Raw genomic sequence first — 19,247 nt, forward strand, 5'->3', positions numbered from 1 at the left:
GGCGGCAGGTCAGGCCCGGTGTCGTCCGAAGCGGAGGTTGAACAGGCCCTGCGGGCGGACGATCATGAGGACGATGAGGAGGAACGAGTAGATGATCATGCGATACTCGGCGACAGGCCGGAGAAACTCGGGCAGGAGCGTGAGCAGGATGGCGGCGAGGATGACGCCGAGGGTGTTGCCCATGCCGCCGAGGATGACCATGACGACGATCTCGATGCTGCGCGCGAAATCGAAACCGGTCGGGACGATGGTCATCTTGAAGTGGGCATAGAGGCCGCCGGCGATGCCGGCGAAAAACGCGCCGACGACGAAGGCGATGATTTTGTAGCGGGTGGTGTCGATGCCGACGGCGGCGGCTGCGATCTCGTCGTCGCGGGTGGCGCGGAATCCGGCGCCCCAGGTCGAGCGGGTGAGGCAGACGACGACAAAAATCGTGAGAGCGGCGAAAGCGATCACCCAGAAGATGTTGGTGTAGTCGGGAATGCCGTTGAGGCCGAGCGCGCCGCCGAAGGTTTCGGTGTTCTGGAAAATCACGCGGATGATCTCGCCAAAGCCGATGGTGACCAGCGCGAGGTAGTCGCCGCGCAGCCGCAGCGAGGGTCCGCCGACGATCAGGCCGGCCACGGCGGCGCAGAGGCCGCCGGCGAGCAGGGCGGTGAGGAAGAGGAGGTTTTGCCCGGCCGCGGTGGCGGCGAAAGCGGAGAGGCCGGTGTCGCCGCCGGCGAGGAGGCGGTCGCCGATGAAGAGAGTGATAGCGGCCGAAAGGTAGGCGCCGACCGACATGAAGCCGGCGTGGCCGAGCGAGAACTGGCCGGTGTAGCCGTTCACGAGATTGAGCGAGACAGCGAGGATGATGTTGATGCCGACGCCGGTGAGCACATCCAGGAAGTACGGGTCGAGGCCGCCGGCGAAGCGCGCCGCGACCAGGGCGACGACGAGCGCGGCGAGGAGGGCGTTGAACGGATGGCGGAGGGCGGGCGGCATGGCGGCGGGGCGGATCAGACTTTTTCGGGCAGCGGTTTGCCGAGCAGGCCGGAGGGACGAAAGAGGAGGAGCGCGATGAGGACGGCGAACGCGATGGCGTCTTTCCAGGTGGAAAATTCGCTGCCGCCGACGAACGTCTCGACCGAACCGAGGACGATGCCTCCGAGGGCGGCGCCGGGGATGTTGCCGATGCCGCCGAGGATGGCGCAGACGAAGGCCTTCATGCCGGGCATCAGGCCCATGAGGGGGTCGATCGAGGGATAGTTGACCGCGTAGAGGACGCCGCCGGCGCCGGCGAGAGCGGAGCCGAGCGCGAAGGTGAAGGAGATGACGGCGTTGACGTTGACGCCGGCGAGCTGCGCGGCGCGGGGATTGAGGGAGACGGCGCGCATCGCCATGCCGATTTTCGTTTTGAAGATGACGAGCTGGAGCGCGATGACGAGCGCGCCGGCGACGGCGATGACGAGGAGCTGGTTGCTCGATACGACGAGCGGGCCGAAGCGGAAACCGGTGGCGGGGAACACCGGCGGGAAGGTGCGCGGCGAGGCGCCGAAGACGACCTGGCCGGTGTATTCGAGAAACAGTGACACGCCGATGGCGGTGATGAGGACGTTGAGCGTGGGGGCGTTGCGGAGCGGCCGGTAGGCGAGGCGCTCGATGAGCATGCCGAGCACGGCGCAGCCGGCCATTGCGGCGAGGAGGACGAGGGCGCCGCCGTGAAGCGTGCCCGCAGGGAGGAATCCGCCGAAGTTGTACCCGATGAAGGCTCCCACCATGAACACGTCGGCGTGAGCGAAGTTGATGAAGCGGAGCACGCCGTAGACCATCGTGTAGCCGAGCGCGATGAGAGCGTAGATCGCGCCGAGCGAGAGACCGTTGAGCAGTTGCTGGAGGAATTCGGTCAAGGGGCGATGGTCCGGTCGAAGCGGAATTTGCCGTCCGCGATGGTGATGATGGAGGCGGCCTTGGTCGGGTTGCGTTGCGCGTCGAACGTGGTGGCGCCGGTCACGCCTTCGAGATCTTGCGTGGCGGCGAGCGCATCGCGGAGCGCGGGACCGTCGGTCGTGCCGGCGCGCCTGATGGCGTCGGCGAGGAGATGGATCGCGTCGTAGCCGAGGGCGGCGAAGGCATCGGGGACGAGGCCGCCCCAGCGGGCCTGGTAGTTTTTGACGAACGCCTGGACGAGGGGGGCGGCGTTTTGCGGGGAAAAATGGGCGGAGTAGTAGCAGCCATTCAACGCATCGCCTCCGATTTCGAGCAGTTGCGGGGCTTCCCAGCCGTCGCCGCCGATGAAGGGGATGGCGAGGCCGAGATCGCGGGCCTGGCGGACGGCGAGGGCGACTTCCGTGTAGTAGCCGGGAACGAAGACCGCGTCGGCGCCCGAGGCCTTGATGGCGGTGAGCTGGGAGCGGAAATCCTTGTCGCCTTCGGAGTATTTCTGTTCGGCGGCGATGGTGCCGCCGTCGGCGGTGAAACGTTCGTGGAAAAATCTGGACAGGCCCACGCTGTAGGCGGAGGAGACGCTGGTGAGGAGCGCGACGCGTTTGAAGCCGAGGGTGTCGCGGGCGAACCGCGCCATGATGGTGCCCTGGAAGGGGTCGATGAAGCAGGTCCGGAAAATGTAGTTGCCCGTTTCGGTGACTCTCGGGTTGGTGGCGGCGGTGGCGATCATGGGGATGCGCGCCCGCTGGGCGAGCGGGGCGGCCTCGAGCGAGCGGCCCGAGGTGGCCTCGCCGATCACGGCCACGACCTTGTCGCGCGAGATGAGCTTGCGGACGGCGGTGGCGGATTCGCCGGCCTTGGACTGGTTGTCTTCGGTGACGAGCTGGAGGGGGCGACCGAGGACGCCGCCGGCGGCGTTGATCTCCTCGACGGCGAGGACGATGGCGCGATGGGTGGACTGGCCGAAACTGGCTTCCTTGCCGGTGAGGGAATTGTATTCGCCGACCTTGATCGGCTCGGCGGCCCGGGCGGCGGCCGGCAGGAAGGGCGCGGTGAAAAGGACGACGGCGAGGGCGAGCGGCAGGCCGGATAACAGGCCGGTCGGGAAGGGAATCGGTCGGAGGGGAAGCATCGTGGCAGGATGAGTCGGATGGTTGCGGGTGCGGGCGAGGCCGGAACCGGCAGGCGTGGCAGCAAGCCGGATCATGATCGTGACCGGCAGGCGAATTATCAGGAGGGAGCCGGCGGTTCTGTCAAACGGTTCATAACTGCCGCAGGATGTAGCAAGGTCCGGACCAGGGCGAGGGGGAGTTTCCGGGGGCGGGGCGGTGGTAGCGTTACCTTGCTACCGTTCAATTGACGAAAAGCAGAAAGAGTCGGAAGACGCTGACGCTGAACGCTCAACCGTGAGCGTTCGATGAATCGGCCATCCTGGCCGGTGCGCTCAGAAATCCTTTTTCGGAGCGACGACGCCAACGACCTTGATCTCGACGCGACCGATTTCGGTGATGCCGAGGTTTTGCCGATAGATTTCGCCGATCTCCTGTTCGAGATAGCCCTGGATGGCGTCGAGCTTGGCGTTGGGGCGGATTTTCAGGCGGAGGGCGGTGTCGAACTTGTCGCCTTTGCGGGAGACTTCCGCGCGGGCGCCGGCCACGCCGTTGAGTTGCAGGCAGCAGGCTTCGAGCAGGCGGTGCAGGGCATGCTTCGAGATTTCGAGCTTGCCGGTCTCCTTGTCCGAAAGGACGAGCGTGCGCTGGCGGAGCAGCAGCGCGAGGAGGAGCAGCAACACGCTGGCCGACAGAAGGAGGAAGGAGAGCGGGATGCCGAGGGCGAAGCTTTCGAGAGAGGAAAACATGGCAGAGGGATGGGGGATCAGGCGTCGGTGGAAAGATCGGGCCAGGCTTCGTCGGCCTTGCCGGCGGCTGACGGGGCGTTGTCGCCGGGGAGACGGACACCTTCGATGATGACATCGACCTTGGCCACGTCCTGGCCGGTCATGGCGATGATCTGTTTGCGGACGGCGAGTTGCACGTCGTAGGCGGTCTTGCCGATTTCGGAGCCGTAGGCGATGATGAGGCGCACCTCGATCACGTAGGCGCCTTCGCTGTTTTCAGCGACACGCACACCGCGGTGGTCGGCCTCGCGTTTGGCGAAGATTTCGGTGATGCCGTCCACAATGCCTCCGCCGACACCGGCCACGCCGGGGACCTGCAGGGAGGCAAGACGCACGATGCTGGCGATCACGGTGTGGTTGATCTTGATGTCGCCGAGCTCGGGCTGGTCATCGACACTGGTGGGTGGTGTGAAGTCGGTGGGCTGCATGATAGAGGCGCCGTCTGGTCGACGGTTGGCGCAATCAAGGGGGTTGGCCCGGAGGTGGCAAGTCCCGAGGTGGAGATCTGCCGCGGCGGGACGACGGATGACGAAGGAGACCGGTCACGCCGGGCGCAGGCGGAGGGTCTTGATCTCGAAGGGACGGAAATCGAGGCCGAGGCCGGCGGCGTCGGGCAGGGGCAGGGCGCGGCCGGAGAGCGGGTTTTCGAGCATGTCGGTCTCGCAGGCGCTATGGAAGGAGGTGGCGGCGAGGTCGATGCGCAGGCGGCAGCGTGTGGCGGCGCGGGCGGATTCGTAGAGGCGCAGGACAAGGTCGCCGCTGTCATCCTCGGCGAGTTTTACGGTCTCGAGAATGATGTTGGGGGCATCGCAGGAGAAGAGTGAAACGCCTGAACATCCGGCATCCGGCGTCGAATGTCGAACATCCGGTGGCCGGATGTCCGGCGCGAAGCGCAGCGGGGCGTTGAGTTCGAGGGCGGCCTGCGTGACCCCGCTGCCGACGAAGGGCCCGTCCCAAGCGTAGAGAGCGTAGGTGAATTCGTGGTCGCCGAGATCGGCGTGCATGTCGGGCGCCTGCGGGGCGCGCAGGAGCGTGAGGGCGAGCGTGTTTTGCTCGGCGCTGATGCCGTGTTTGCCGTCGTTGAGCAGGGCAACGCCACGATTTTCCTCGGCGAGGGCGCTCCATTTTTGCTGGCAGACCTCGAAGCGGTCCCGGTCGGCCTTGCGGGAGCGATGCGTGGGACGTCGAAGGTGGCCAAACTGGATTTCGTGGAGAGCCTCGTGGGCAGTGAGGGCGAGCGGGAAGGCGACTTTGAGGAGCTTGTGTTTTTCGTGCCAGCGGATGCGGGTGCGGAATTCGATGCGGCGCGAGTTGCGGGCCAGCCGGATTTCCTGATCGAGGTCGGAATCGTGCAGGCGGCGGCGAATGCGGAGGACGGTGGCGAGCGGGCCGTCGGAGAGGAGTTCGACGGTGGCGGGCGTAGCGGCGGGGGGAGTGAGATCGACGGGTTGCCGGGCGTAGTGGGACTCGATCTCCCAGGCATCGCAGACGCGCGGGGTGTCGCGGTACATGCGGAAATCGTTGAGCGGGGCGGCAGCGAGTTCGCGGCCCATAGCCTTGTCATGCCAGCTCGTGATGCGGCCGAGTTGATCGAGAACGAGGCGGTAGAGGGTGTTTTCGAGGATCAGGGAGGAGGTGGACGGAGATCGGTCGGATCGGACCGACGGATCGGCGAGTGGGGTGACCGCGGTGGCAAGGTCGGTCCAGCCGCAGGCGGGAACGGTGGCGCTGACCCAGGTGGTGCCGTCCAGCCGGAGTGTGGGTGTGGCGGGCGGGAGCGCATCGGCAGGGAATGCGGGCGGCAGTGCAACGAGTTCGGTGCGGGGCCAGGCAAGTGAATTGAAGAGGAGGGCGGATTGTCGTGGCACAGGCGTCGCGTCCACAGTCTGTGGACCAGACGGGCTGGAAGCCTGTGAGACCGAACGGGCCGGAAGCCCGTGCCACTCACTCAGCACAGCCATGGCGGTATTGGCGACCGCCGTGGCCTCGGCGAGGGATTTGTCGTAGAACTCGCGGGCTTCCTGCGCGGCGCGTTCGATGCAAGAGCCGGGGAGAATGTCGTGAAACTGGTTGAAGAGCGTTTTTTTCCAGGCGGTTTCGAGAGCGGCGCGGGGCCAGGCATGAGGAGAGGAGGCCCGGCGGGTGAAGATATACGCGACGGCTGACCAGAGTTCGGCTTCGCGGAGCATCATTTCGCAGCGACGGTTGCCGCGCTTGAGGGCGGCCTGTGTGGTGTAGCAGCCACGATGGGCGGGCAGATAGATTTCGCCTGTCCAGGCGGGGAGAGGGTCGGGCTGTTTTTCCTGATATTCGAAGAATTCGGCGGGCGTGGCATGGCGGCAGCGCGGGGCGCCTTCGAGGTCGGCCAGGCGGCGGAGATACTCGAGATGGGCGCGTTCGCAGCCGCCGCCGCCGTCGCTGTGTCCATAGACCGCCATGCGGGCGCGAATGCCGTCCTTTTGCGGGTTCTGTTTCCATTGGGTATCGATCGACCGCGGGTTGGTCATGATGCCGTAGCTGGGCACGAAATGCGAGAAAACGCGGGTGCCGTCGATGCCTTCCCACCAGAAGGTCGTGTAAGGGAAGGGATCGCCTTCTTCGGCGAAGACGGTGAAGAGCTTGGAGGAGCCGAAATGCTCGATGCCGCAACCGGCCATGATCTGCGGCAGCGAACCGGTGAAGCCGAAGGTGTCGGGGAGCCAGGCAAAGGTGCTCTCGACGCCGAACTCGTCGCGGAAGAAACGGCGTCCGTAGAGGAACTGGCGGATGAGGGATTCACCGCCGGGGAGGTTGGTGTCGGCTTCGGTCCACATCGCGCCTTCGGGAATCCACTGCCCGCGGCGCACGGCGTCCTTCACGCGGGCGTAGAGGCGCGGGTGCAGGCGCTTCGCGATCTCGTAGAGCACGGGCATGCTCTGGAGGTAACGATATTCCGGATACTGCTCCATGAGGCCGAGCTGGTTGGCGAAGGTGCGGGCGACCTTGCGCTCGGCTTCCTTGAGCGGCCACTGGTAAACAATGTCGAGGTGACTGTGGCCGATGCAGAAGAGGGTGGGGGCGGTGGTGCCATTGTGGCAGGCCAGGAGCGGAGCGAGGCGTTCGCGGGCGCGCAGGAGAGTGGAGCGCATTTCCGGCCAGGGAAGCTCGGGGTCGGCGATGAGGGTGAAGTCGCGGAGGCCGGCGTCGATTTCGGCGACGCGGAGCGAATCGGGGTCGAGCTGGTCGCGGAGATCGAGGAGCGTGCGGGCATCCATCGCGAGCTGAAAAATGTCCTCGCGCCAGAAGCCGGCGGTAACGTCGGGGAGGATACGCTGTTGCGGCGGCGGTTCGGGGAGCGTGGGTACGCCGTGAAGCGCCGGACCGCCGCCGGCGCCGGCGCGGGTGGGGCCACCGAAAGCCTCGGCGAGGAATTGAAGTGGCGCGGGCGTCCCGCCCGCCGGGGTTGAAGAATGCGGGCGATTGGCGGAAAAAGCCCGCGCCACAGGCAGGTAAACGTGCGCCCAGTCGCGGGAGCCGATTTCGGCGCCGTCGATAAAGACGCGCCACTCGCCGAACATGTCGCCGCCGAATTGCGGGGTGGGATGGCCGGCGTGGAGGACGGGGTGTTCGTTGGTTTCCGGGGAGGGGGGGAGGGGGGGGATTTGCCCGCGAAACCAGGCGTATTGCCACTTTGCTCCCCAGCGCGTGCCGGGAGCGATGGGCGAGAAGGCGCGGCACATGGCCTCGTCGGCCGTGAGCTGGTCGTAAGTGAAAAATGCCTCCAGGGCCAAGGGAGCGACGGGAGCGTAGACGAGCTGGTCGAGGGCCTTGATCCAGGCCTCGATTCGGGGGCGCCATTCGGTGTTGAGGGACATTTCGGACGATTGCTGTGACTACTTGTATTGGAGATGCCGTGCCCAAGGAGTTTGGTCTCCAGGCTACCAGGAGGGATTCTTGCCGAGGAGCCAAAGCATGCGGTTTGCGGGATCAGGGAGGCTGCCATCCAGCGGCTTGTTTTGCCCTGCGACAGGATCGATCATGCGGATCGCGCCGAGAAGGGCAGGGGTCCGGTAAACTTTGGCTGGCCAGCGCAGGATTTCGGTGGAGGTCGGGTAATCGGGTTTGTCTCCCATTCGGGGCCATGTCCATTCCTTGGCTCCGGAGAGATAGGGTGCAGCGAAATTAAAGGCACTTTCCACTCCACGACCTTCGGGCGTTTTGTAGTGCCAGATGTCGTGGCCGGTGAGTTCTCCGCAGCGGGCGAGAGCGATAAAGGCCTGCAGGGTGTACCGTGTATACATGAGCGAACGTGTCCGCTTGAGTTCAGCCGGGAGGGATCCGTCGGAAGCAATCTGTTTGGCGATGTGGCGGCGCGCCCGTTCATAGACAGGTGCAAGGTCGGAGGTTTCGCCAATGTAGATGGAGCAGGTTGCGACCTGGGTAGCATACCAGATACCGTGGTTATTGCCCATCTCCCGCTCCCGTTTGCCGAAGGGACTTTCTAACAGCCAGATCCTGAATTCCCTAAACCAGGACTGGAGAGAGGTGTTGTCGGCGGAGGTCCAGGATTCGGAGAGGGTGAGGAGCTGGACGTAGTCGATGAGCTTGCTGAGGGCGACGCCTTCAATGATACCGATGTAGTGTCCGTCGTGAACGCCGGGTTGCGAGGCGGCGTAGTTAAGATTCGGATTCATCCGGGTGGACGGATCGGTGAACCAGGTGCGCAGGAGGGTGGTGGCTTTGGCGGCATATTTTTCGTTGCCACTGTAGAACCAGGCGAGACAAAGGGTGGTAATGTCGCGGGCGTTGGCGTCCCAGGCGCCCTTATCGTATTTGGGGCCGCGGGCTTCGGGATTACGCTGTCCGTCACGGCGAATGTAGGGCAGGCCGTCGGATGTCTCGGGATTGGGCCAGGAGTAGTTACCAATGGCGAAGAAGTCGTGTTTGTCCCCGGAAGGGGCAACAAGTTGTTTATCAAGGACGCTGGGTGCTTTTTTCGGGAGAACGGCGTCGGCTTCTGCAAGGAGTCTGGCGCAAGCATGGCGCGCGGGACTGGTGTCGGGATGGGAACGGAGATCCTCGCGGATCGCAATGAGGTCGTCGTAGTCGAGATTGATGAGCACGGGCCCGGGGGAGGGCTTGGCGGCCTGCAAAGGCAGGAACGCCGTCAGGGCGGCAATGAAGAGAAGGGCGTGGCGAAGAGTCATTTGTCTGGATTCACGGATACGGGGATGGAAAGGCAGATGGGCGAGTCGTGGATGCTCACGAGCTTTATCATCGAACGGCCTTTTTTCGTCTCAACCGGATACGTTTCTGTTTTATCCTCAAAAATATTGTAGAAAGACGCGGTGAAACCTTCGGGAAGGGCCGGAGTGATTTCGATGTCGCACAGTCGGGGCTTCGTGTCGCCATCGGCTCGCTCGGCGGACCAGAGGAAAATTTTCGTGGCGCCGTCGCGGGTGGTGAACGGGTAGGATTTTATCGAGCCGGGCGTGGCGAGCCGGGCACCATCCCACGTGAAGGGATGGACGTCGTTGCGTCCACGCACGGGGAAGAATTCAACCTCGATCTTTTTGCTGAAATCCGGTGTGGCGTTGTCGAGTGAACGGGCGAGACGCTGGACCGCGTACCAGGAGGGTTTGGGAGTGTAGTCGCGACGGAGGAGTCCCCAGTTGTGCTCGGCGTTGTAGGGGTCGTCTCCGTCGTCGCGGAAGTCGTATTGGAAGCTGCGCGCGCAACCAAGGCCGATGCTTTCGACGTAGCGGCGGAGAATGTATTTGGCCTGGGCGCTCTCGGTGAAACCGGCGTTCATGTCGCTCGCCTTGGCTTCCTGGTGTGTGGCCCAGCCCCATTCGGTGAGCCAGATTTCCTTGGGTCCGTTGTACTTTCGGGACTGTTCACGATACATGCGGATTTGCGAGGCGAAGGTGCCTTTCTCGTCGGCGGTGGCGATACCGTCGCGTTTGAGAATGGTGGGCTGCGCGGCCCAAGGGACGAGTTCAGGGACGAGGCGGTAGCTGTAGGGATGGTCGGCAATGCCATCCACCTCGGGGACGATGCCCATTGCGATCTGGCGGAAGTTGACGGGAGCAACGCTGCCGAGGCCGGTGACTTTGATGTCGGGATTGGCGGCCTTGATCGCTGGAGCAGCAGTGTTGATGAGTTTCACGTATTTGCCTACCCATGATGAAACTGAACCGTCTTTCTCGATACCGTTCCAGGTGCCTTTGTAGTATCCGGCGTAGGATTTCTGGTAGGGTTCGTTGAGGATTTCCATCGCATGGATTTTGCCTTGCAGGGTTTTGGCGACCCAGGCGGCGGCCTTGGCGTAGGCGTCGGGGTCGAAGTGGTCGGCGTAGAGTTTGTTGCCGCCATTGAATGTAATGGAAATCTTGAGGCCGGCGGCATTGGCACGCTCGATCCAGCGGAGGCTGGCTTGGGGGATGGAATAAACGCCCCTGTTTTTTTCCACTTGGCCCCAGTAGATGGCATTGCGCAGCCAGGCGATGCCGGAGTCGGCGAGGAGGGGCATTATTTTGTCGAGGTCGTAGTCGCGCCAGTTGGGGTTGTCGCCTTGCTGGAAATGGACGCCGGTGCCCATGCGGTCGTCGCGTATTGTTTTATTGGATGCGCCCGGGGTTTGGGCGTGGGCGACGGTCAGCGTGAGTGCCAGCGCGAGGAGAGGGGTGGCGAGGTTTCTCATGTGGAGTGACGGGGGAGAGGATCAGAGGAGTGTGAATTTGGTGAAGGTGAGGGAGCCGGCTGGCGTAGCTCGTCCTCCTTTGTGAACGAGGAGGGCGAGTTTTTTTATGGGGAAATGGATATTGCCGTCATTTTTGCCTCCAAAGTGGTTTTTGATTTTCCCGGTCAGGGGAAAGCGGAGGGTCTGCCATTCACCTTCCTGCGTATAGGCGGTCTGGAGGGTGAGAGTCTGACCGGTAGCATCCGTGATGCGGATGGAGACGGGACCGGCGGCGGCGGAAGTGACGCGGACGCGGATCTCTTCAGTGCCATCGGGAATATCGGTGGGGGTGTGAGCGGCCACATAGCGTCCGCCATTGGTGAAGTCGTAGGAGAGGGTGGCGAGGGTTTGGACGAGAGGATCGTCGGCGAGCGCGGGGTCGGTGTTAGCGGCGAGGGTGACTTTGCCTTTCGCGCCAGGATATTCCGGGCCATTGTGGAAGTTCCACTTGCCTTCGGCAGGCAGGCCGAGCGAGGGGAGGGGGGAGGTTGGTGTTGCGGCGGCGAGTCGCGCTGGACCGGAGGCGGCGAGAGTGGCGAGGAACGTGAATGCGATGAGGAGGGGGATGCGCATGGCGGAAAAAGAAAGAGGGTCAGGGTCTGGTGGGGTCTTTGCCGGAAGAGCGCATGGCAATGACTTGCTCGTTGCTCAGAAACTTCACGTGACCGTCAAAAAACACGAAGTTCTTGCCGTAATTTTTGTGAAAGCTGCGCATGGCGACGCTGCCGTTCGCCGGCTGCACAATGTCGCTCCCGACACCGTTGAAGAGCCTTTCCCGGTCGAAGGCGCTGCTTGTTACATCGGTGATGTGCATCTCCGTGAACATGATGGTTCTGCTGGGCACGGTAATGCTGGAGAACAGGCGCGCGGCGCCGCCGTCGTAAGTCGTGGTGCCATCTTCGTTGGTGGTACCGACTTTCCAGATAAACGTGATCGGGTGGTAGCTGCGGGGTTTTATGGTGTCGGCAAAAGCGGCGACATTTTTCGCGTGGCTGGGACAAAGCAGGCTGAAGCGGTCTTTGGAAAAATAACCTTGGTCGATGAGATATTTGGACCAGCAGGCTTGGCCGGAGGGGCTGAACGGAATGAGCGTCCCTTTGTGGTCGTCGATCCAGAGAAGGTTGGCTTGGCCGAGAGATCGGAGGGTAGCCGCGCATTTTGCGGTGTTGGCCGATTCGCGGACCTGGCCGATGGCAACAAGCGAGAGGGCGGCGAGGATACCGATGATGGCGATTACCGTGAGCAATTCGATGAGAGTAAAGGCGGCGGCGGACGCGGTCAGGGTAATGGACTCTCCTGGAGAAGTTTTTACCGGATACGCCGCCTTGCTGTGGCTCCGGGAAAGAAGAACAGGTCGTGGCCTGATGATCATGATAGTGGGGTTTGGAGTTCAGGGTTTGGGTGGTGAGCGAAACGCGCCGGATAAGCGCGAGACGATGGCGGTCAATTGATGTGGAGATCGCGCAAGTGCTTGCGGAGTCCGACGGTGATCAGAAGGGAAAAAGCACCCGTAATCCAAACCCAAGTCGAGGGCTCGGGAATCGCGGAGGTGACCGTGAAGGTGAGGGCGTTGGCGGTGAGCGCAAAGGTGCCTTCGAGGCCGTTGGCGTTGAGGGTAAGGCGCTCGGCGAGGTTTTGTTCGTCGAGGTTCACAAAGCCTCCGGTGACGCTGAGCAGCGTATAGGTTGTGCCGGAGGCCAGGGCGGCGCCGTCGAGCGCGTTCAGGTTGATGATGACGGGGGCGAGTCCGGTGGTATCGGAAAAGGTGATGACGCTGGCATCGCCGGTCAGGATGATGCCGTCCGATGCGGACGGATCGGCGGTGAGATCGAAGTTGAGGGTTGCGCCGCCATCGAGCGTGAGGGAGCCGACCCAGGTGAGCGCGGCGGCGGCGGCGATGCGTTGTCCGGCGGAGAAGCCGTTTTCCTGATCGGTCCAGTAATCGCTCACGTGGAGGGTGGCGGAGCTTTCCAGCAAAAGGGTGCCGGCGGCGCCGGTGCTGTCGGTGGTCAGGGAGCGAGTGGCGAGACCGGTTTCGCCCGCGACGGCGAGCGTGGCGCCGGAGTTGATTTGCAGGTCGCTGGTGGCATAGTCGGTCGAGTAAAATTTGCCGCCGACCCGCTGTGTACCGGTTTCGATGGTGACGGTGCCGTGTCCGATATAGAGGTCTCTGGCAATGGCGGTTGCGCCGTCGGTTTTTTGGAGGACGAGATTGACATTCTGACCCCACAACAGGGTCTGGCCGGTGTAGGTGTTGGAGGCTGCGCCGCCGAAACGCACCGTGCCCGTGCTGCTGAATTTGAGGCCGTTGTTGCCGCCATCGTCGCCAATTGCGCCGTTGAGAATGAGCAGGTCGGTCGCCTTGTTTTGGGCAATGAGGTTGATGCCTCGCAGGGCGTCCGTGCCGGTGAGGGTGACGGCCTTGGTGAAGGTGAAGCCGCGTTGGGTACCGTTGTACCCAAGCGTGAAGTTGCCGGAGATGTTGAGGGCTTGATTGAGCTCGGTCATCGCGACGCCAGAGCTGGTGCTGTTGCGAAGCGTGCCGCCTTCCATCGTAATCGCGCCCGTGCCGGCGGCGGCGGCAGTCGTCAGGGTGACGGTCCCGCGTTTGACGGTGAGACCGCCTTGGAAGGTGTTGGTTTTCGTGAGGGCGAGAACACCCGCCGCATCCACCACAATGCCTTGGGTGCCTTGCACCACGCCGTTGAGGGTCATCTGCCCTGTGCCCGTTCCCGTGAAGTGGAGGGTACGGTTGAGCGTGAGCTGGTTGCTCCAACTGGAGGTGTTGGTGTTGTTCAACTGGAGTTCGGCAAAGCCGTCGGCGGTGGGGGCGTTGGTTGAAAAGGAGTTGGTCCCGGCAATCGTAACAACGCCACTTTCGGAGGAGATAACGAGCCGGTTGAAGCTCATCCCGGCGCCGCTGTTTTGCGTGACGGTATAGCTGCCGGATTTCGCGAGGATGATCCCGGTTTCCGTGCCGGATTGGGCAACGCCGTTGGCGTCCCAGTTTTCCACGTTATTCCAACGGGTATCGTCTCCCTCTCCAGTCCATGTGTAGGTTGTAGCGTGGAGGAACAGGCTGGAGGCGAGGGTGAATGAGAATCCGGCGCACAACCGGAGGAGCAGGGCGGGGGGTGGTTTCATGGAAACAGATTACGCGGTTCGGAGATTTTTATCTTCCGATTAACCGGCTTTTTTTTACGCTATATTGATGCCGGACTTTCTTGCCTCGGCAGGTGATTTTTAGCTCTCATGCCTCGTATCGACTACTCTTTCCGTTTCCCCTCCGATGTGTGCCGGTTCGCATGGTGGCAGTATCCGTTGATTGATGTGCGCACGTCGCTGCACACACATGTTTTTCACGAGGTATTCTGGGTCGAAGAGGGGGAGGGGGTGCATGTCATCAACGGGGAACAGCGGCGGTTGTTTCCGGGACTGCTGGTGTTGATCCGGCGTGAGGACTCGCACGGGTTTTCGGCGGCACGCAAGGGGCCGGGAGAGTTTGTGCGGTTCGCCAATTTTGCCTTCGCCTGCGAGTTGTGGGAACGGTTGCGGAGGAGGCATTTTCCGGAGGTCAGGATGCGGGGCCGTGGAAGGAGGACTGCTGGCGGCGGGGGCAATAGTAGTGGCAACAGTGAAGGCGAACGGTGGTTTGCCGAACCGGATCACCGCAAGCGCGAGTTCGAGCTCGATGCCGCCCAGGTGGAGCGGTTGCGCGCGATGGCGCATGACCTCGACGCAGGCGCACGCGATGCGTTGAGCGCGGAAGCATTCCTGAGCGGGGTCATGGCGTTGCTGGTGAACGCGCGGCATTCCCGGCAGGCGCTGCCGGAATGGCTGGCTGTCGCTTGCAAGCGGATTCAGGAGCCGGAGCATTTTCGCGGCGGCACGGCAGAACTGGCGCGGCTGGCGGGACGCAGCCCGGAACATGTGGCGCGGGAGGTGCAGCGGTTGCTGAAAAAGACGCCGACGGATGTGCTCAACGAGGCGCGGATGACTTACGCGGCCCACGAACTGAATACGACCTCACGCGAGATCATCGACATCGCGGCGGACTGCGGCCTGGAGAACCTCGGGCATTTCTACAAAATCTTCCGGCGGCGGTTCGGTGTCACTCCGCACCGGTATCGGAAACATGCCTACGCGACGCCGGAGTTACGGCTGGCGGGAGGGCGATGAGGGAAGCGGGCACCGGAGCCGGGGCGGTGGCAGGTGCGGTGGCCGGAGAAGGCCTGATCCACTTGCGACGGTTGGCGCCCCGGCCTTCGGGGCGTTTGCGTTCGCCGGGGGCCGTGTAGGGGCGGCGCCGATACCCGCCGCGCGCCGGATCCTCGGCACAGGTGATCTGGTAATCCTGCATGCGCTGGAAAATCGAAAGGAGCTGGTCCGGCTCCGCGTAGGTGTCGAGCCCGGCGCGTTCGAGGACGAGGAGGAGTTCGTGTGTCGCTTCCAGCGTGGAGAGGCAGCCCTCCTGCGGTTGCTGTTTGATGACAAAACGGCTCGGCGCGGTCGGTGTGAACATGATGCGCGGCAGGCGCTGGAGGGTCGGACTGAGGCGGAGCATCTTGCGAGCACAGGCCCAGGTGGCGTCGAGCAGCAACACCACGAGGCGGCGGCCGGCGCAGGCGAGTGTGTCGGCGGTGAGCGCGGTCTGGGGAAGCGAAAGGTTGAGCGCATCGGGACCGGGATAGAGCAGGACGGCGTGGTTGCACGGATCGCTGATGAGCGCCTGCACCTCCTCGTGCTCGTCGAACGCGATGCCCATATGGATGACGCTGTCGGGCAGGCAAAGGTGCGTGAGACGCCCGGTGCCGGCTTTTTCGTGCTTCCATTCCTTGGGGTGCATGAGGAACACAAACCGGGTGCGCGTCGGCATCGGCCGGATCGAGGGACACCAGCAAAGCGGCTTCGGCCAGAAACAACGATAACAGGTTTCCCGACTCATGAGGGGCGGAGGTTGCAGGGCCGGGGCCGGGGTCGCAAAGGCAAACCCGCGTGCAGACGTGAAAACAGCTTTTGTCTGGCGCGTTTGCGTTTCCGCCGTCCTTTGCGTATCAGTCAGGAAGACTCACCTGCCCGGGAATCTCCCCTGAATCCGAAAAGGAAACGAAAGGACTACCATGCTACGCTGGACTCTCATCTTTTTTATCATCGCCCTGATCGCAGGTATTCTGGGCTTCACCGGAATCGCCGGTGCGGCGGCGGAAGTGGCGAAGATCCTCTTTTTCATCTTCCTCGTGTTGCTCATTGTCTCGGCGATTGCCGGGGCTGTTCGCGGCAAGCCGCCGGTCTAGCGGCCGCTCGGCAAAGCCGCTTTTTCATTCTGCCACGCGCCGCAACGGCGCGTGTGTTCCCGCCATACGCAGCGCGGGCCGGTCCTGCGCTGTCCGTTCACCAACCCTGACACAGAAAATGAAAAAACATACCGTTACACGACTGTTGCCCGGCGTGCTCTTCCTGGGCGCCGCGCTGCTCGCTTCCGCCTGCAATCGTAACTCCGATCCGGCGCCTCCGCCGACCGCTCCCTCGGACAAACCGACCTTGTCGGAAAAAACCCGGGACGTGGTCGATGCCACCAAGGAGACCGCACAGGACGCGTGGAGCGCTACGAAAGACAAAAGCAAGGAACTCTATAACGACGCCAAGGATGCCCTGAAAGGGGGTATCAATGACCTCGATGCTGCTACCTGGGACGAGCGTGCCGCGCTGAAGGCGAAGCTCGACAAGGTGGCGGACGAGGCCGATACCACGATCGCCGGACTCAAGTCGAAGGCATCCGATGGCACATCCGCCGTTGGCGAGGGGCTGGACAAGGCGGCGGACAATTTCCGCGCCAGCGTCGCCGATCTCGGCGATGCGTCCGCGGAGACATGGGATGCCGCCAAGGCGAAAGTGCGCCAGTCCTGGGATGATCTTCAGAAAGCGTTTCGGGATGCCAGGACTGCTGACGATGATGCGCCCCCAGCGCCAGTCACTCCGGGCGGGGGAGATGGCATGATGTGACAGGCCGCCGGTATCCCGAAATGGCCGGGATTGCAGGGACGCGCGTGCCGTATCCGTTTGGCGATGGAGCGGCGGCGTCCCCGCCGCTCCGCCAGACAGGTGCCGCATGAACGCGCCTCTGTCCTGCAGGGGCTTTATCCGGCTGGCGCGGGCGTCGCAAGCGACGCCCCTGCATCGGCAGAATCAGCCGAGCAGGTTTTTCAGCGCGGTGAGGTATTTTTGCTGCGTGTTGCGGATGACTTCGGCGGGAAGCGCGGGCGCGGGGGGCTTCTGGTCCCACTTGATGGCGAGGAGGTGGTCGCGGACGTACTGCTTGTCGTAGCTCGGCGGCGACTGGTCGGGGGCGTATTCGTCGGCAGGCCAGTAGCGCGAGGAGTCGGGCGTGAGGATTTCGTCGATGAGGACGAGGTTGCCGGCGGCGTCGGTGCCAAATTCGAATTTCGTGTCGGCGAGGATCATGCCGGCCTTGGCCGCCTTGTCGTGCCCGAGCTGGTACAGGGCGAGGCTGGCGGTCTTGACCTTTTCGTAGAGTCCGGGTCCGACGATGGCGGCGCCTTGTTCGTCGTTGATGTGCTCGTCGTGTTCGCCCTTGGGGGCTTTCGTCGTGGGGGTGAAGAGCGGCGAGGGGAGTCGTTCGGCCTGGCGAAGGCCGGCGGGCAGTTGGTGGCCGCAGACTTCGCCGGTCTTTTTGTAGGAGGACCAGCCGCTGCCGGCGAGGTAGCCGCGGACGATGCATTCGATGGCGAGGGGCTTCAGCTTGCGGACGATCATCGAGCGGAGCTGGATGTCGCGGCTGGTGATGCCGCGGCGGGCGAACTCGGCTGCCTGGTCGGGGAGCAGGTGGTTTTCGATGATGCCGGCCTGCGCGGCCTGGGCGAACCACCAGTTGCTGATCTGGGTGAGGATGATGCCCTTGCCCGGGATGCCGTCCGGGAGGATGACGTCGAACGCGGAGAGGCGGTCGCTCGCGGCGATGAGGAGGGCGTCGCCGAGATCGAAGTTCTCACGAACTTTGCCGGTGGCGATTTTCGGAAACGGAAGTCCGTCGATAGAGGTGACGGCCTGGGCGGGAAGGGCGTTGGCGATTTCGGCAGAGGTCATTGGATGATGGAAAACGGATAGAAAAAAGGAGTGCGCGGGTTTTGCCAGTGTTTTGGGTGGATTTCCTGACCACGGATTACACGGATGAAAGCTTCTTCTTTGAAGTACTTATCTTGTCTCTGAAACTATGCTGAAAAATCGTGCGCCAAAGCGTATGATCTCCCTATGGAACAGGATCATTTTGAATAAACCGCTGAAAGACGCTAACGGACGCTAAACCGGATTTTTCCGATTGTCCGGTTTTTAGCGACCGTTAGCGACCTTTAGCGGTCTCCCTCTCTTCGGTTGCCGCTCTGCCGCCCCGTGAAAATCCGTGATTCAAAAAATGGAGTTCAGGCTTCGCGTTACCGGGGACGACGAAGCGAGATCAGCCTTGGAGCACGCTGCGGATGATCCCGATGCTGCGGGCGAGCTCGGCGGGCGTGGCGGTGAGCGGCGGGAGGAGGCGGAAGACATTGTTGCCGGAGAGCGGCACGAGCAGGCCGGCCTCGCGCAGGGCGGCGGCGAAGGGCGCGGGATCGGATGTGAGCTGGATGCCGACGAGGTAACCCTGGCCGCGGATCGCCGCGACCTTTTGCGGGAAATCGGTGACGAGCTGGCGGAGAGCGGCGTGCCACGCCGGGCTGTGGCGGGTGACGGCGTCGAGGAGGTTTTCTTTCTCGATCACGTCGAGGACGGCGAGGGCGGCGGCGCACGCGAGCGGGGTGCCGCCAAAGGTGGTGCCGTGCATGCCGGGCTGGAAGAGATCGGCGGATTTTTCGCCGATCCAGACCGCCCCGATGGGCATGCCGCCGCCGAGCCCCTTGGCCATGCCGATGGCATCGGGCCGGATGCCGGCATGCTCGAAGGCGTAGAACTTGCCCGTGCGGCCGATGCCGCATTGCACCTCGTCGAGGAGGAGCAGGAGGTTGTGGCGGTTGCAGAGGTCGCGCAGGCCGTGGAGGAATTCTGTCGTGGCAGGATTGATACCGCTCTCGCCCTGGATCGTCTCGATGAAGATGGCGGCGGTCTGGTCGTCGACGAGCGCTTCGAAGGACGCGAGGTTGTTGAGTTCGCCGAAGGCGAAGCCGGGGACGAGCGGGCGGAAACCGTGCTGGATTTTTTCCTGCGGGGTGGCGCTCATGCCGCCGTAGGTGCGGCCGTGGAAGGCGTTTTTGGCGCAGATGATCTTGAAAATCCTGCCTTCCTCGCCGCCGGCGCGCTTCACGCCGTGAAGGCGCGCGAGTTTGATCAGGCCCTCGTTGGCTTCGGCGCCGCTGTTGCAGAAAAAGACGCGGCCGGGGCCGGCGTAACCGACGAGGCGGCGGGCGAGTTCGCCCTGGTTGGGATTGCGGAAGAGGTTGCTGACGTGGATGAGTTCGGCGGCCTGGCGCTGGACGGCGGCGACCCAGTGCGGGTGGCAATGCCCGAGCGCGCTGACGGCGATGCCTGAGGTGAAGTCGAGGTAGTCGCGTCCGGTGTCGTCCCACACGTGCGCGCCGCGTCCGCGCGTGAGCGTGAGGGCGGGGCGACCGTAGTTCCTGAGGACATACGCATCGTAGAGCTCGGCGGTGGTGGTGCGGACTTGCGTGATGGTGGACATGGGAAGTGCAGAATGCG

17 protein-coding genes are annotated in these 19,247 nt (G+C 63.4%); 3 read left to right on the top strand and 14 right to left on the bottom strand.

The annotated features are described in order from the left end of the window. Positions 1-9: 9 nt before the first annotated feature. The 11 genes from OPIT5_17025 to OPIT5_17075 all read right to left on the bottom strand — a co-directional run bounded on the left by OPIT5_17025 (position 10) and on the right by OPIT5_17075 (position 13,688). Positions 10-984 carry a branched-chain amino acid ABC transporter permease gene (locus OPIT5_17025; protein ID AHF91665.1) on the bottom strand — a complete coding sequence of 325 codons (975 nt, stop codon included), beginning with the start codon at positions 982-984 and terminating at the stop codon, positions 10-12. Positions 985-998: 14 nt separating this feature from the next. Next, a complete protein-coding gene (locus OPIT5_17030; protein ID AHF91666.1) occupies positions 999-1,889 on the bottom strand; it encodes an ABC transporter permease in 891 nt (296 codons plus the stop codon). After that, positions 1,886-2,938: an ethanolamine utilization protein EutJ gene (locus OPIT5_17035; protein AHF91667.1), complete on the bottom strand. Its 1,053-nt coding sequence runs from the start codon at positions 2,936-2,938 to the stop codon at positions 1,886-1,888. Before OPIT5_17035 ends, OPIT5_17030 begins: the two co-directional genes overlap by 4 nt. A gap of 432 nt (positions 2,939-3,370) precedes the next feature. Further along, entirely contained in the window at positions 3,371-3,784 is a 414-nt protein-coding gene (locus OPIT5_17040) for a hypothetical protein (GenBank protein ID AHF91668.1), read from the bottom strand. Between the two features lie 17 nt (positions 3,785-3,801). Continuing rightward, positions 3,802-4,251, bottom strand: a complete 450-nt coding sequence (locus tag OPIT5_17045) for a hypothetical protein (GenBank protein ID AHF91669.1) — start codon at positions 4,249-4,251, stop codon at positions 3,802-3,804. Positions 4,252-4,365: 114 nt separating this feature from the next. Further along, complete coding sequence (locus OPIT5_17050) at positions 4,366-7,677, bottom strand: alpha-mannosidase (protein ID AHF91670.1); 3,312 nt, start codon at positions 7,675-7,677, stop codon at positions 4,366-4,368. Positions 7,678-7,740: 63 nt separating this feature from the next. Further along, entirely contained in the window at positions 7,741-9,009 is a 1,269-nt protein-coding gene (locus OPIT5_17055) for an Alginate lyase (protein ID AHF91671.1), read from the bottom strand. Next, entirely contained in the window at positions 9,006-10,505 is a 1,500-nt protein-coding gene (locus tag OPIT5_17060) for a hypothetical protein (GenBank protein AHF91672.1), read from the bottom strand. Before OPIT5_17060 ends, OPIT5_17055 begins: the two co-directional genes overlap by 4 nt. A 21-nt stretch (positions 10,506-10,526) precedes the next feature. Beyond that, positions 10,527-11,117 (bottom strand): hypothetical protein, encoded by a 591-nt coding sequence (locus OPIT5_17065; protein AHF91673.1) that lies wholly within the window; start codon positions 11,115-11,117, stop codon positions 10,527-10,529. Positions 11,118-11,136: 19 nt separating this feature from the next. After that, positions 11,137-11,916 carry a hypothetical protein gene (locus OPIT5_17070; GenBank protein AHF94474.1) on the bottom strand — a complete coding sequence of 260 codons (780 nt, stop codon included), beginning with the start codon at positions 11,914-11,916 and terminating at the stop codon, positions 11,137-11,139. A gap of 71 nt (positions 11,917-11,987) precedes the next feature. Next, a complete protein-coding gene (locus OPIT5_17075) occupies positions 11,988-13,688 on the bottom strand; it encodes a hypothetical protein (GenBank protein AHF94475.1) in 1,701 nt (566 codons plus the stop codon). 108 nt (positions 13,689-13,796) lie between these two features. Between OPIT5_17075 and OPIT5_17080 the strand changes: the two genes are divergently transcribed. Further along, the gene (locus tag OPIT5_17080) at positions 13,797-14,723 is read left to right on the top strand and encodes an AraC family transcriptional regulator (GenBank protein ID AHF91674.1); all 927 of its coding nucleotides are present in this window, start codon (positions 13,797-13,799) and stop codon (positions 14,721-14,723) included. On the opposite strand, the gene OPIT5_17085 is transcribed toward OPIT5_17080, so the two are convergent. Beyond that, entirely contained in the window at positions 14,656-15,420 is a 765-nt protein-coding gene (locus OPIT5_17085) for a hypothetical protein (GenBank protein AHF91675.1), read from the bottom strand. The genes OPIT5_17080 and OPIT5_17085 overlap by 68 nt on opposite strands. Positions 15,421-15,664: 244 nt before the next feature. Here OPIT5_17085 and OPIT5_17090 point away from each other — a divergent pair, with 244 nt between their 5' ends. Together OPIT5_17090 and OPIT5_17095 are read left to right on the top strand one after the other, a co-directional pair. Beyond that, on the top strand, positions 15,665-15,838 hold the full coding sequence (locus tag OPIT5_17090; GenBank protein AHF91676.1) for a membrane protein: 174 nt from the start codon (positions 15,665-15,667) through the stop codon (positions 15,836-15,838). A 118-nt stretch (positions 15,839-15,956) separates the two neighbouring features. Next, a complete protein-coding gene (locus OPIT5_17095; protein ID AHF91677.1) occupies positions 15,957-16,547 on the top strand; it encodes a hypothetical protein in 591 nt (196 codons plus the stop codon). Between the two features lie 183 nt (positions 16,548-16,730). On the opposite strand, the gene OPIT5_17100 is transcribed toward OPIT5_17095, so the two are convergent. Next, a complete protein-coding gene (locus OPIT5_17100; protein ID AHF91678.1) occupies positions 16,731-17,648 on the bottom strand; it encodes a phosphoribosylaminoimidazole-succinocarboxamide synthase in 918 nt (305 codons plus the stop codon). A 367-nt stretch (positions 17,649-18,015) separates the two neighbouring features. Beyond that, the gene (locus OPIT5_17105) at positions 18,016-19,230 is read right to left on the bottom strand and encodes an acetylornithine aminotransferase (protein AHF91679.1); all 1,215 of its coding nucleotides are present in this window, start codon (positions 19,228-19,230) and stop codon (positions 18,016-18,018) included. Positions 19,231-19,247 lie beyond the last annotated feature (17 nt).

This window comes from Opitutaceae bacterium TAV5 (assembly GCA_000242935.3).
Taxonomy (GTDB): Bacteria; Verrucomicrobiota; Verrucomicrobiia; order Opitutales; family Opitutaceae; genus Geminisphaera.